Source organism: Labilibaculum sp. (genome assembly GCF_041595635.1).
Taxonomy (GTDB): Bacteria; Bacteroidota; Bacteroidia; order Bacteroidales; family Marinifilaceae; genus Labilibaculum.
Map to the genome: position 1 here is coordinate 1 of NZ_JBFHJW010000013.1, position 16,106 is coordinate 16,106.

Consider the following 16,106-nt stretch of genomic DNA (forward strand, 5'->3'; position numbering starts at 1 on the left):
GAACTAATGCCATTTAACGAATTTGAAGGAAATAGTTCCTGGGGATACAACCCATCCTTCTATTTTGCTCCTGATAAAGCATATGGAACAAAAACAGATTATAAAGATTTTGTAGATGAATGCCACAGTCGTGGAATTGCTGTTTTTATGGATATGGTTTTGAATCATTCCTATGGTCAATCCCCCTTTTTACGGATGTATTTTGATGGAACAAATCCAACATCTAGCAATCCATGGTATAACGAAGAATCTAATTTTCAAAATCCAGATGCCCAATGGGGTTACGATTTTAATCACGAAAGTGAACAAACCCAAAATTTAGTTGACAGCATCAATTCCTATTGGATGAGCGAATACCACATTGATGGTTTCCGATTCGATTTCACCAAAGGATTTTCGAATACCATTTACGACGAAGATTCCTGGGGTAGCGATTACGATGCCGATAGAATTGCTATTCTTAAACGAATGAGCGACGAGATTTGGGAACGCAACAGCGATGCTGTAGTCATTTTCGAGCATCTTTCGGATAATGATGAAGAAACCGAATTGGCTAATTATGGAATTCTACTCTGGGGAAATGCCAATAGTAGCTATAATGAGGCGACCATGGGATATAGCTCAGATCTGAGCTGGACTTCGTGGAAAAACCGAGGTTGGGATCTTCCCAATGTTGTAAATTATATGGAAAGTCACGATGAGGAACGACTCATGTATAAAAATCTTGAATACGGAAATTCATCGGGAGATTATGATGTTACTGATTTAAATACGGCTCTTTCGAGAATAGAAGCTGCAGCAGCTTTTTTCATAACGATCCCCGGCCCAAAAATGCTTTGGCAATTTGAAGAGCTGGGTTACGATATTTCTATCGACTACAACGACAGAGTTGGAGAAAAGCCTGTTCTTTGGGAATATTACGACAATGCAAACCGTAAAAGACTATTCGATGTATTCTCATCTTTAATTGAAATTAAAAAGGAACAAGCCGCTTTCGAATCAGAAGATTTTACCCTAAACACGAGTTCTTTTCTAAAAAGAATAGAAATTAACGATGATGATATGGATGTTCGTATCATAGGTAACTTTGATGTAGAAGCAGGTGAAATCGATCCTAATTTTAGTGAAACAGGAACATGGTACGATTACTTTAGTGGCGAAGAACTCACCATTACTGATGTAAATGCCTTAATCGACTTAGAAGCAGGTGAATATCATATTTATACCAACAAACAACTCACAACTCCAGATATTACTTCGGCACCACTAGCCTCGAATGTTTTAATTACCGGAACATCCCAAGAGGATGAAACACTAACAGCTTCGTACAATTACTCTGATAGTAATGATGATTTAGAAGGTAACTCGACTTATCAATGGTACCGTGCTGATGATGCAAACGGAACAAACGAAGAAGCTATTTCGGGAGCCACAGATTTAAGCTATACACTTGGCGCCGATGATCGATACAAATACATTCGCTTTTCGGTTACACCCATAGCTTTAACAGGAGAGCTACTAGTTGGAAATACTGTTTACAGCGATTACACCGATGCAATTATTTCCATTGTTAATGCCCCTATAGCCACAAATGTTTCAATAAGTGGTATTTTTCAAGAAGATGAAACCCTAACGGCTTCCTACGATTACTCTGATTCTGAAAATGATGCAGAATACAATTCAATATATCAGTGGCACAGAGCGGAAAATGCGAGCGGAACAAACGAAGTAAGTATTTCGGGAGCAAATAACCTCACTTACACATTAGTAAGAGCCGATAGAGCAAGTTTCGTTCGTTTCTCGGTTACTCCTCTCACACAAACTGGCGAAGCATTACAAGGAACTACTGTTTACAGCCAATACAGCGAAGAAATCGCCTACTCTACAGGAATTGATGATTTGGCTGATGAAGAAGAAATACAGATGTATCCCAATCCTGTTCGTGACATCCTGTACCTTCAAAATTTAGAAGAAGTAAAAACACTAAAGATCACCAATTTTTCAGGCCAGATAATTTCTGAGATAAATATTGAGGATGAATCGAAAAATTTAGATTTGAACGGAATTTCCTCTGGAATTTACATTTTAGTATTTGAACTGGAAGATGGATCTACAATTAGTAAAAAAATAATTAAACAGTAGATAATATTTTCTTATTGGTTAAATGAATTAACATCCCGCTTTTAGGTTTTTCCTGAAGCGGGATTTTTCCTATTTAATAGCTATTTCCAGACTATAATTCACTTCAAAATCACCAACTTTTAATACTAATTTGTAATTGCCAGCAGGCAAAGGTTCATCGGGCATAGAAACTTTAAAAACGAAAGGGTATTCGGAGTAATAACCCGTCTGCTGACGGAGCATCTCATTATTCTCATTCAAAATTTGCAAGCTTAGTTCATTGTTATAAAATTTTCCTAAATGAAATTGAACAAATATATTTTCAGATTCAGAATTGTAATTGTTTTGAGCTGTTCCCATAAACTCATTTCTCTCCTGCATATTGTTTTCATTCGAATCGATAAAACCAGTAAAAACGAAAAATCCCTCTTGCCCTTTTGTGAAATCAGGAGCTAAATTATCCACCTGTTCCATCACAGCTAATTTCACTTTAGGCACTTCTGGAATACTATTCTCCGTAAGAACAGGCACGGAATCCAATTGGCTTGTATCTACCTCAGCAAGTAAAATTTCAGGCTTTATTTGCTCAGTGGTATCCACAAGCTGTACCAACAATTTATACTGTTTCAATTCTTTATCAGACAAGGATGCAGTTATGAAGTAATCGCCTGCCGAAGCATCACATAATACTCTCAAAAATTCATTTCCTCCATTTAAACTATCAACCTTCATGCTGTAATGCTGCAAACTATCTAATTTAGAAATATTCATGCTCATCAACTGATGTTTACCATCCCATATCTGATAAACAACTGCTTCTTGGTTAAAAGGCAGATTCAAACACAACTCAAAATCCACATTACCTAAAACGTATTCATTCTGATTTAAACCCACCACTTCGGTACTATCCATTTTCATATCTCCATCCTCATCCATCCATTGTTTAAAAATGTACAGATTTTCGGGAAGTAGCTTTTTACGAATGGAGGCAAAACTGTCCCCATTAGGTTCTTTTAAAGAAAAACGAATTTGAAAGGTAGTAACAGATTCTTCCGGATTAATTGTAAGAATATAATCCCCTACAGGAAGAAAAGAATCGAATCCCGAATAAGAGAACAAAGGTGTTGAAGTATAAGTCCGTTTAAGAGTACGAATTAAATTGCCACTAGTATCCCATATCCTCAATTTTAGATTGACTCCATCGCGGAGATTTGGATCATGTAAGGAAGCACTAATTGCCTCTCCTTTGGAAAAAGATTTTTTGCCTAAGCCAAAGAATTCATTGCTCTCTACAAGATCATTCTCATTCAGGTCAACCCATTTATTATAAGCAAACAAACCCAATGGAATTTGATTTTGGATAGCTTGATTTTCCAGAGAATCGAGCCGATTTATTTTCTCAGGTTTAAGTTTTTTTTGTTGCTGACTTTTACTCACGAAAACGCAAAAAGAAACGAAGACAAGCAACAAAAAACACCTGGCGAAATTGCGGATGTATTTTTGCATGGTCATAACGATAAGTTTAAAGCTGAATAAAAAAGATTTCGTCTTCTTAATTTACAACATTAATCGCTTTTTTTCCTCATCATGTAACCGAAGTTTGACAAATAATTTTTGCTTATTCAAACAAGGGATTTATTTTTGATCAGTTTCCATACTCTTTACATTCCAAAATGTTCGACCTATTTAAAAACGGTTAATGCATTTGTATCGTTTCTTAAAAGATATATTCGCAGAAATACCAATTTCATGAGAGTTGCGAGTATATTTGGTATAATTATTAATGCCTAAATCATAGGCATAAAAAGCTCTATAAACCACATATTCATTTTGTGTGTAAATAGTTGTCCCAAATTTAAAAGATAAGGAATTCGAATTGGAACTACTCCCTTGCTGTAAATGACTTTTATAGGCAAATCCAATAAGCAGAGGATCTGAATCAAAATCAACTCCAACATACAAATTATTAGCAGCTGTACTACTTGTAATACTCTCTCCGCTTTTCTGATACAAAAGCCATGGGTTTATACTAAACTTATTCTGACGATTTAAACTATAAACTTTAGTTGTATACTTGCTTTGGGCATGTAAAGTAAACTTCATAGGAACTCTTTCCGTTTGCCCTTGAAAGGAAATATTTGGGCGCGTAAAGTGGTGCAATGCAAATCCGATTATGTGAGTCATGGTATTTCCAAATATGCCACCATTTCGAAAATGAACCAGCGCTCCAACTGAGAAATCTATGTAATTTCTGGTATCTTGATCGACTACAAAACTAGTTCCGTAGATATCACCATAAATCTCATCCAACTGATCACTAAATGTGAGTTTACTTGTATTAATTTTCTTCTCATTATAACTTGCAGATAGCCCTAACTGAAAAAAGGTATCGGAATATTTATCAATTCGCCCACGCCATGAATATTGGCCTCCAAAAGAATTCGTTGTAAGTAAAGATTCACCCTCAACATCAGAAATCATAAAAACACCAAAACCACTGGAGCTATAACCTTTCCAATCGGCATTGCAATGTTTCGTACTAAACTCTCCCGGGAAATTAAGCCATTGTCTTCTGTAAATAAAATTTGAATGAACCAATCCTCTTTCCATACCTGCAAAAGCTGGATTATAATAAGTACGATTTTGATCGAATAAAGAAAACTTGTATTCCTGAGCTGAAACATTACTTACAGAGAACAAAATCAGAAAACAGAATAAAAACCTAGGTAAAAATCGCAATCTAAACAGTTTTAAAACAACATAATAACAAAAAAACCATCCCGCTAAAATGTGATGATTTATTAAAAATTAAAGTACTACACATCACTTTAGCAAACAAGTGCAATTTTAACAAAAAATATGTTATAAAATAGACAAAAAACTAATGTTTTTACTGATGAAAAGCTTATTTTTATCCATTAAAAACTAATTTTTCATGATTAAAAATTGAAACAGTTTCAAGAAAACAATCATCTCTTATGAGGACAATTCTACAATATCATCCTTAGAAGACACACAACTAATCGCAAAAAAAATCTAAACAAATATAAATGGCTAATTTTTACCTTGTTAAATCTAAAAGCATCATTAAAAAAATACTGATTGCTCTGGTACTATTTATCCCCTATCAAGTTTTTGCTGGCGATCCTCCCACCTGTGATTTTGGTGATGAAGATGGCTATTTTTACCATTGGGATTTCAGTGCTACAAATCTTGAATTTGACTTTACTTTAGAAAATTTCACCGATGATACGATTAGTAATGATATATCTGAATATACAATTGATTGGGGAGATGACTCATCAACAGAAACTGTTACAACTGATCAATTTCCTCTTGATCACACCTATGACAGCGAAGGACAATTCACCTTACTAATTACAATCATTTATTCAGACGAAAGCTATTCTTACGAATATATTGTATATAACACTGTACCAAGTATTACATTAACCAAACTTGAAGGAAATGAGGGATGTATCGGACAAGAATACACCTTTCAAATTAGTGATTATGAAGATAACCCATCTACAACTTCATATGAGTGGTATTTCGATGATACCAAAGAATATATTGACTGGACACAAGAAGAAGCTAAAGACAATGATGGAAAAATTAGTCATACTTACAACATAGGGTCTTGTAGTGAGGAAGGTGATCGTACTCATTTTTCTGTAACAATGACACCCTATATCGAGATAGGAAGCAATGAATTATCGGAGAATGGTACAGCAATTACTAAAATAAAAGTTTCCCAGCCTACAAGTATTGACTTAAGCCTAAAAGTCGGAAATGAAAAAGAATCAATAGATTCAACCCATACTGGTTGTATTAACAACACAGAGTTTGAGTTTACAAATACATCCGATTATGGACTTCAAGGCAGTAAATGTGAAGAAACAGATGACCATGGATGGATCGTAACAAAATATGAGGACGGAATAGAAATTGGAGATGCCGATTTAGGAATTGATTACGAATTTTCATCGGGAAGTGCAGATGAAACTGGAGATATTTCTATCGTATTTTTAAAAACCGGGACCTATACAATATCTTTTTACTTAGAAAACACTTGTAGTACCACTGAAGATACAACGATAGAAACTACCGGATTAATTACCATCTACGAAAATACAAACACTACCACCTACACTCCCACCGCCTATTGCTTGGCCGATGATGAAACCGTGAGTTTTACAACAATAGAAGATCCCGAACTGGAAGCCATACAGGAAACCACATACCTTTGGTCATCTTCGGCTGAATCTTATGAATTTGTAGAGGGAACCAGCTCAACAAGTCAAAATCCTAAAATCAAATTTAGTGAGGCTGGACAGCATACTGTTTATCTTGAAAAAACTTCTCTTTGTGGAACTGAACAATATGAATATATAGTGAAAGTTTCTGATGTACCTATTGTAGAAATCAACAGTCTGTCGGATCTCAGTAATGGCGGCTACTGCGGAACATATACTTTTAGCCCTACCGCAGACTTTACCGATAATGGCGAGGAAACGTTCGGTATTGAGGGAAATGTAATAGATGAGTATTTATGGACATTCATAAATAATGGAATAACTACTACCTCATCAAGCCAAGTACCTGGAGAAATAACTTTCGACCAAACTGGAGCATCAAGTATCAGCTTAGAAGCTCACAACAGTTGTGGATGGTCTCTTGTTGATAAATTAGTATTTGAAATCTACGAAATTCCTACCGCTGAAATTACTAGTGTAGACGAAACCTGTGAAGATGTAGAAATAGATTATACTGCACTACCCGATGGTATGAAAACCTACAGTTGGCTATTTGGTGATGGAAATACAGAAAGTGTACAAAACCCTACCCACATTTTTACAAACGCAGGTTCTTATACAAACAAACTAACAGTTACATCAAGCGATGGCTGTAGCAATTCTTTTGAGAAAGAAATTACAATAATAGCCAAACCAGTTATTGAAACTGGTGACGAAATGACTATATGTAGCAATACTGCTTCGTTTGAAATTACAGATGTTAGTGCAGAACACTATTCTGCTGTTAACTGGACAAGTAATACAGATGTAGACGGAGATGGAACTGCAGATGGGACTGGAACTGGTAGTTTTACCGAGAACGGAATCCTTACTCCTACCTATTATTTAAGTGACGATGATAAAACTAAATCAACAATAACGCTAATACTAACGGCCACAGGAAATGGAGACTGTAGTTCTGTTTCTGCTAGTAAAACAATTAACATCACCCCTGCGCCAAGTATCAGCATTAGTTCAGCAAGTGCAACAACTTGCGAAAACACAGACTTCATAATTTCAGAGGTAACTGTTGAAAATGAAAAATCTATAGTATGGTCGTCTAGTGTAAACGGAGGAAGTTTTTCTTCAACTACTGTCGAAAATCCAACTTATACACCACCAGTAGACTACAGCGGCTCCATTACTCTTACTGTAACTGCAATTGCCAATACATCGTGCGACAACATCTCGGATGTAATTGAACTTGCAGTAAAAGAATTACCCACAGTTGATGCTGGTGAAGACATCACTATTTGCGAAAATGAAACAATTAGCCTTTCTGGAGAATCGACTGGTACTACATACAAATGGACAATCTTAGAAGAAGGAAATGGAACTTTTGGTAATGACGAAAGCCTTTCTACCACATATACTCCTGGAAGTGATGATATAGACAATGGTTCCGTTGTCTTGCAACTCACTGCAAAAGGCGATGCTGTCTGCTCAACCGTATCAGACACAAAAACGATTACAATCCAAAAAAATGCAACAGCAAATGCTGGTGCCGACGCTGATATGTGTACAACAAATGCTAGCTACACAATTCAAACAGGAAGTGATGCAGATATGGCTCAAGCTAGTTACTACGAAAGTCTGTTATGGACTACTGACAATGGAACAGGAGACCTTACCAATGCAACGAGTTTAAATGCCACCTACACTCCTTCGGAGGCAGATTTAACAAATGGATCTGTAGTACTAAAACTTACAGCAACACCAGAAACAGATAGTCCCTGCTCAGATGTTGCTACCGATGAGATGACCTTGACTTTCACCACTCCTCCAGATGTAGAAGCTGGTGATAATATTACAAGCTGCCAAGGCAAAGAAATAACTATCAGTGGAACATCTGAAAATCCTGCAGATATATTAGAGATACTATGGTCCACATCTGGCAAGGGCACTTTTTCACCCAATAATGATCTAAGCACAAGCTATCAACCCCTTAACTCTGAAACTGGAAATTACACATTAACCCTTACAGCAACATCTACGGGTTCCTGCGAATCGGTTTCCGATGCCCTAGAAATTACTCTAATTGCAAAAGTAACAGCCGATGCAGGTGCCGATGGCGAAGTTTGTTCCAATGGAACATACAACCTTTCGGCTGAGGATACAGGAGCAAGTGTTACAACTGCCTCATCAGTTAAATGGACCAAAGATGCTGATGCAGATGGTACTTTTAATGATGATACTAAAATCAATGCCATCTACACACCAGGAGCAAATGACATTGCAAATGGATCAGTAACATTGACTTTAACAGCTCAACCAGAATCTCCTTGCGATAAAGAAGCTACTGATGATGTAACAATATCAATCACTCCCGCACCAACAGTTGAGGCCGGAGAAGACCAGAATATTTGTCAGGGAAATAAACTAGAACTCACTGGTGCAAATGCTACAAACTATTCTTCATTAGAATGGAAAAGCTCGTCAACATCAGGATATTTTATAAATGCGGACACATTTAACGCTACCTATTATCCTGGAGCAAATGATACAGGCAAATACACCCTTACTTTAGTTGCTTACGGTGAGGGAGCTTGCTCGTATATCGAAGACCAAATACAATTGAATATTACTTCTGCTCCAGTTGTAGAAATTGATGATGATAGTAACATTTGCGAAGACAGTGAAATCACACTAAATGCCAGTGTTAGTAACGACGATGGTTATACATGGACAACCACTGGAACAGGTAATTTATCAGATACCGATGGTCTTACTCCTACTTATCAAACGGCAGAAGGCGAAACAGGTGATATTACAATAAGTCTTACCGCTAGAGGGAATACCTATTGCAATGATATTACTGAAAGCACAACTTTATCCATTATTCCTCATCCTGCAATTGATGCGGGTGATGATGCTGAAGTTTGTTCCAATACAACTTATGAAATGAATGTAGGAGACGAAGAGGGACAAATTAATGCTGAATCGTGGTCGAGCATTGAGTACAGTACTTCTGGAGATGGATTTTTTAGCGATCAGGATGGTTTAAATGTTACCTATGTTCCCGGCGATACCGATAAATCAAATAAAGAAGTTGATATCACCATAAGAGCTTATGCCATTAACCCACCATGCGATAGCTATGCTGAAGATGTAATGACATTGGAAATTACTCCCGCTCCAATAGTAAACGCTGGTGACGATGATAAAATCTGCCAAAACGACACCTATGAATTGGCAAATGCCAGCACAGAAAACACCAACTCCCAAACTTGGACTAGTTTAGCAGGAGGAAGCTTCGATGATGAAAATCTTTTGCATGCCATTTACACCCCTACAACCGATAAAACGGGAACCATACAATTGCAATTAACCGGAAAAGGAGATGGATCTTGTGATTCTAATTCCGATATTATGTCTTTGCAAATTGTTGCGATTCCAAAAGTATCTGCAGGAGATGATGCGAACATCTGTTTTAACAAAACCTATGAATTAACAGGTAGTGTTGCGAGTTCATTTTCCGAAATCAGTTGGACCACTGACGGTACAGGAAGCTTTAGCGATACTACTGCTTTACACCCTACTTACTTTCCTAGTGATGCCGATTACGAAAGCACAAGCGTGCAACTCACCGTCACCGTACAAGGACTTACCCCTTGTTCAATGAATGCAACAGATGCACTTAAATTAAGTTTTGTTGAAGCCCCTTCTATTTCTGCAGGTAATGATGATGAAATTTGCCAAGAAGATGGAAGCTATATCATACAAGCAAAAAGCGATGAAAACCCAACTGGAACTTCAATAGAAAATGTAAGTTCATATATCTGGGAGACAGACGGAGAAGGATCCTTACAAAACAGCAACACGCTAACCCCTAAATATATCCCTGCTGATAATGAAACAGGCATCATTCATATTACCCTAACAGCAGAAGGATACTCCAATTGTGAAACCATAGAAGACGAAATGGAGTTAAACATTATACCAACTCCAAGTGCTGATTTTAGTACCGGTACAACTTGTATTGATAATCTGGTTGACTTTGAAGACATGAGTGATAATGGAGATTATTCCATTAATTCATGGTCTTGGGATTTTGGAGATGGTGACACTTCAACAGATCAGAATCCTAGTCACGAATTTGCGAATGTAGACGATTATTCAGTATCTTTAACTGTTACAAACGAAAAAGGATGTACTGCCACAACAAGCAAAACAGTAAGCATACATGCACTTCCAACAATAGCATTCACACATGAAGAGTATGCAGGAGTAAATGTGGCTACCGAATTTACAAACGAGAGCTCCAATGCTGTCAGCTACAATTGGGATTTTGGGGATTCCAGTTCTTCTACCGAAAAAAATCCAAATCATAGCTATACTAATTCAGGTGTTTATACTGTTACACTTGAAGGAGAATCGAGCTATGGCTGTGTATCTCAAAACAGTTCTACCATTGAAGTAATAGGACTACCTAAGGCGAGTTTCACAAAAACTGCCGATGGCTGTGGTCCCTTAACGGTAGAATTTACGAATACTTCGACTGGAAAATTTCTTAGCTACTATTGGGATTTTGGAAATGGAATCACTTCTACTGAGGAAAACGTTGACCCTATTGTTTTTGCTCCAGGAACACTCAGCGATACCACTTATACGGTAAACCTTACCATCGAAAATAAAGCTGGAAAATCAACTTATTCTGATATTGTAACCGTTAAACCATTACCTGTACCTGAATTTGAGATTCTTCCTACATCTTATGGCTGTTCTCCTGTAGTGCGTAGCATCTACAATCAGACAACAGGCTTACCCAATAGCTATTCGTTCGATTTTGGAGATGGCACAACCTATGAGTATGAAACACCTGATATTGAACGCCCTTTTGAGCATACCTTTGTTTCTAACGATATTAAAACCATATTTACAATCACTCTTACCGCAACTAACGAATGTGGAGATCAATCAACAAGACACGACATAACTGTGTTTCCGAATACTGCAGTAGCGGTAATGAAAGCAGACGAAACATCAGGTTGCGCTCCTCTTACTGTTGCTTTCGAAAATTTATCGACTGGTGCGGGTGACTATTTAGAATCAGACTGGATTTTTGAAGATGATATTGTAGACATTAGGGATACAACAGGAGAAACTGTTTACCATACATTCGAAGAAGCTGGAGTTTTTGAGGTAGAACTAACAGTTCACGACACTTGTGCTACCGACTATACTACAACACAAATTACAGTAATATCAGCTCCTGAAATTGACTTTAACATCAGCTACACCAAACTGTGCGAATCTGAATCGGTGAGTTTTTCAGTCTCAGACGAAATACAAAGCGAATTTACCAATTTCACCTGGGATTTAGGAGATGGCACCAGCTATACAGGAACACAAATCGATCATGAATATGCAAGCGCCGAAACTTACACCATTCAATTATCTGCTACATCAATAGAAAATGGATGTGAAAAAACAGCCAGCAAAGAAATTTCAATCGACAAAAGTCCCCTTGCAAAATTTGAACTTTCGACGAACGAAGGTTGCGAACCTTTAGTGGTAAGTTTCACCAACGAATCGACAGATGCCAATTATTATCAATGGGATTTTGATGATGGAGCTCAAAGTTCTACTGAAAACCCAGAGCACACATTCGCATCGGATGATTATGAAATATCTTTAATTGTAGAATCGGAAGCCGGTTGCTCCGACAGCATTAGTGCAGAAATAAGTGTTCACCCTCTGCCCGAGCCAGCTTTTGAACTTGGCAATAACATTGAATGCTCAACACCTGCTACAATAGAAGTAAGTAATATTACTGAAAATAAAGAGTTAAATTCATACACCTGGAATTTTGGAAATGGAACCATAAGCGATCAAACCGATCCAGACAATGAAATTTTTACTGATTACGGAGACTATACAATCTCTTTAAAAGCCGAAAATAAATTTCTTTGTTCCGATTCCTGCTCTCAAGAAATTTCGATCTATGAAACTCCAACCCCTGCTTATGAAATTCTATCCACAACAAGTTGCGAGGGAGATGTAATTGAATTCGAAGATATATCCGAAAATTCTATCACCTCTTACTGGGAATTTAGCGATGGGTTTTCAACCGAAGGGAGTACTGCAAGTCATATGTTTTCAGATTACGGGCAGTATGATTTATTCCTGAAAAGCGTAGGAGAAGGAAATTGTGCCGATAGTATTTATATAGAAAATGCCATTCAGGTTTATCCTATTCCTTATGCTGATTTTTCTTGGGAAAATATCAATACCGTACCAGAAGGAATCGAAATTGAAGAGGGAAGCACAGCTCCAAATAACGGAACCATTCAATTTACTGATTTAAGTAGCGAAATAGATGAAGATTGGATAACAGAACAGTGGTATACTTACAAATGGGATTTTGATGATTTTTCTACCTCCTCTGAAAAAAGTCCGATTCATCAATATACTAACAATGGTGATTTTTATGTCACCCTGTATACCGAATCAGCATATTCCTGTAAAGATTCCATTGAGAAAAAAGTGGAAGTGGATCTAATGAGTGGACTATTTGTTCCTAATGCTTTTAACCCTGGAAATCCAGATGAGGAAGTAGCTTTATTTCTGCCCAAAGGAATTGGATTATTTACATACCATGTTAAAATTATGGACAATTGGGGAAATTCAATTTGGGAATCGGAGAAAATTGAGGACGGAAGACCTGCTGAAGGTTGGGATGGAACCAAAAATGGTGAAGCTATGCCACAAGGAGTTTATATTTGGAAAATAAGAGCTGTATTTACCAATGGTGCTACTTGGCAAGGAATGGAAATTAATGGAAAAAATTACCGCGAAGGTTCTGTAACTCTCATTCAATAATTAACACTACTTGAGAATAATATTATGGAGAATTGAAATAGACATCTATTTAATTCTCCATTTTTTTTACACACAAATTAAATTGCCTCTTGGTAAGCAATCTGCTTTTATTTTTTACTCAAAGGGTGGGTAAAGTAAAATGTAGTGCCTTCGTTAAGTTTTGACTCAAACCAAATACGACCGCCCAGCATTTCTGTTAAACTCTTTGATATTGATAAACCAATACCAACCCCTTCGTATTTACGAGACATTGTCTCACTGGCCTGCCGAAACAAATCAAAAATACTTTCCCCCATTTTTTGAGAAATTCCTATCCCAGTATCTTTCACAAAAAACTCAAGCTCTTTACTTGAATCTGGATTGCAACTTTTCACTCCAAATTCTATGCTACCACTTTCGGTAAATTTTAATGCATTTTTAAGAAGATTAAGAAAAATTTGTTTGAGTCGATTTGAATCAGTTTTCCACTCAAAATTTTCCAGACTACCAGGAATACTCAATTTCAACTCCAACTGTTCTTTTCCAAGTTCTTTTCGTTCAACCTCTATCACCGGTAGAATTTCATAAAACAAACTCGGTAGGAAACAATCTTCGTACTTCATTTTAATTGCACCCGACTGAATAAGACTAATGTCGAACAGGTCCTCAACAATATTTAGTAAGTTATGACCACTCTGATTAATCATTTTGCAATATTCAATGGCCAAGTCGATAGGTGTTTCATCGTCTACCAGTTCAGAAAAACCAATAACTGCATTCAAAGGGGTTCGCAATTCGTGCGACATAGTGGCCAAAAACACAGACTTCAATCGATCCGATTCTGTTGCATCACATAAGGCTTTCTGCAATTCCTGCTCTGTTCTTTTTTGCTCAATAGAAATACTTATTTGGTGAGAAACCAATTCCAACATGTCGCTATCTTCTTTAGTAACAGCATTTTCATTCTCGTAACTTTGAATAACCAAAACACCAATTACTTTTTCTTTTCCTCTTAAAGGCATTCCAAGCCATATTTTTGAAGGTTCTCCGCGCAAGACAATCTCTCCAGCTTCTTCCAATTCTTTTAATTTATCTACGGTTCCTAAAAGAGGCTTTTCATGATCTACTACCCAGCCCGAAAGAGTTTTGCCTTTCGGAAATTTATCAAACTTATCATATTCATCATCATGAAAAGGTAGGCTAAATATTTCCGTATCCTGGTCATATAGGGCCACAAAAAAGTTTGTGGTATCAATAATCACCGATAATTCTTGTCTGATATATTGAATAAATTCAAACAGGGTACTTTTAGAAAAAACGGCATTTGAAACATTTAATATGATCTTTTGTATTTGTTCTTGTCTTTTGCGCTCTGTAATGTCTTCCTTAACGGCGATAAAATTTATAATCTGACCATCATTATCCTTGATTGGGGAAACAATTGCATGCTCAAAAAACAGTTCTCCATTTTTCTTCTTATTCTGAAATACACCTCTCCATTCTTTTCCTGATTTAATGGTATCCCATAATTCCTGCGAATCAGGGGTTAACATTCCCTTTGCACTCAAAAATCGCGGATTTTTTCCTTTTACTTCGTTCAAAGTAAATCCAGTTAATTTAATAAACTGAGGATTAACAAATTCTATGCACCCTTCACAATCGGTAATCATTATTGAAGCAGGACTCTGAAGTACTGCCTGTGATAATTTTAACAGTTGTGTTTTAACATTTTTATAGTTGGTAACATCTCTAACTGATATCAAACAAACTTCTTTTCCTTTAAAAATAGAATTTTTGATTCGAACTACTACATCTAAAAAAGCTCCCTCCTTGCTTACAGCAATTGCTTTAATCCGTTGTCGAAAATCTCTAGCTTCTGTCTGCAGAGAAGTAACCCAGTATTTTTTATCTATAAAATGAAAAATTGACCTATCTGACAATTCCAATTCTGAATAGCCCATCATACTTTCTACACGCTTATTCACCTCAACAATTTTATCCCCATCAAGAATAAAAATAGCCTCGTTACTTGCATCTGCCAGTATCTTGTACTTACTTTCACTTTCCTCTAATTGCTTACTAATTTTATAACGATCAAGAACAATTGCGGTTATTTCGGCCAATTCAGAAATTATTTTTAGCTCTTTTGAATTCGGAGAAGTTGGTTTATGATGGTAAATGGCAAAAGTTCCTAACACTTTACCCGAAGCGTCCTTAATGGGTTCGGACCAACAAGATCTGAGATCCGCTTTTTGAGCAAGACGTTTGCTTTCTTTCCAAAATGGATGAGAAAATATATCTTCAACCACCACTCTTTCTCCAGTAAAGGCAGCAGTGCCACATGAACCAAATCCATATTTAATTGGAGTATTATTTATTGCTTTACTAAAAAAGTCAGGTAAGTCTGGAGCCATTTCCATCAATAAACTCTTTCCTTTTCCATCTACACACAATATAGAGCAAATAGAATCTGCAACATTTTCCTGAGCCTGTTTTACAATTTCATTTAAGATACTAGTCTCAGACTCCCCTTTATATAATAATTCCAATATAAATGATCGTATTACCCTAAAGTCCTCCATCTTTCTAAATTATAATATTTTTAATCGCATGCATTTCACATATCCCTTTAGCTAAAAAAAGATACAACAAACATGAACGACCATACTAAAAACAAACTTCCACCTACAAAAATAATATTTTTTGAGACTATCTTGTCCTTAACACCAAGAGACGAAACAACTCAAAAAGTAAGAATATTAGTTGTAAAGATACTTACAACAGAATTATAAATATCATAACAAACAAGAGCTCCCTATTGGTATTAAAATGGTAAATCAGTTTTCTATGTAATCACATAACTGGTTTGGGAACAAATCATCATCCTAT

Annotated in this window: 5 protein-coding genes; 2 read left to right on the top strand and 3 right to left on the bottom strand. The window is 36.6% G+C overall.

Annotated elements, in window-relative coordinates; translation table 11 throughout:
* Positions 1–2,142, top strand: a 2,142-nt coding sequence (locus ABYT26_RS05750) for an alpha-amylase family glycosyl hydrolase (RefSeq protein WP_372751937.1), incomplete at its 5' end; no start/stop codon positions are given.
* A 69-nt stretch (positions 2,143–2,211) separates the two neighbouring features.
* Here ABYT26_RS05750 and ABYT26_RS05755 read toward each other — a convergent pair.
* Both ABYT26_RS05755 and ABYT26_RS05760 read right to left on the bottom strand, forming a co-directional pair.
* Positions 2,212–3,633: a hypothetical protein gene (locus ABYT26_RS05755; protein ID WP_372751938.1), complete on the bottom strand. Its 1,422-nt coding sequence runs from the start codon at positions 3,631–3,633 to the stop codon at positions 2,212–2,214.
* A 174-nt stretch (positions 3,634–3,807) separates the two neighbouring features.
* The gene (locus ABYT26_RS05760; RefSeq protein WP_372751939.1) at positions 3,808–4,860 is read right to left on the bottom strand and encodes a PorP/SprF family type IX secretion system membrane protein; all 1,053 of its coding nucleotides are present in this window, start codon (positions 4,858–4,860) and stop codon (positions 3,808–3,810) included.
* A gap of 311 nt (positions 4,861–5,171) precedes the next feature.
* Between ABYT26_RS05760 and ABYT26_RS05765 the strand changes: the two genes are divergently transcribed.
* A complete protein-coding gene (locus tag ABYT26_RS05765) occupies positions 5,172–13,238 on the top strand; it encodes a PKD domain-containing protein (RefSeq protein ID WP_372751940.1) in 8,067 nt (2,688 codons plus the stop codon).
* A gap of 107 nt (positions 13,239–13,345) precedes the next feature.
* Here ABYT26_RS05765 and ABYT26_RS05770 read toward each other — a convergent pair whose 3' ends face one another.
* Positions 13,346–15,766, bottom strand: a complete 2,421-nt coding sequence (locus tag ABYT26_RS05770; RefSeq protein WP_372751941.1) for a PAS domain S-box protein — start codon at positions 15,764–15,766, stop codon at positions 13,346–13,348.
* Positions 15,767–16,106 lie beyond the last annotated feature (340 nt).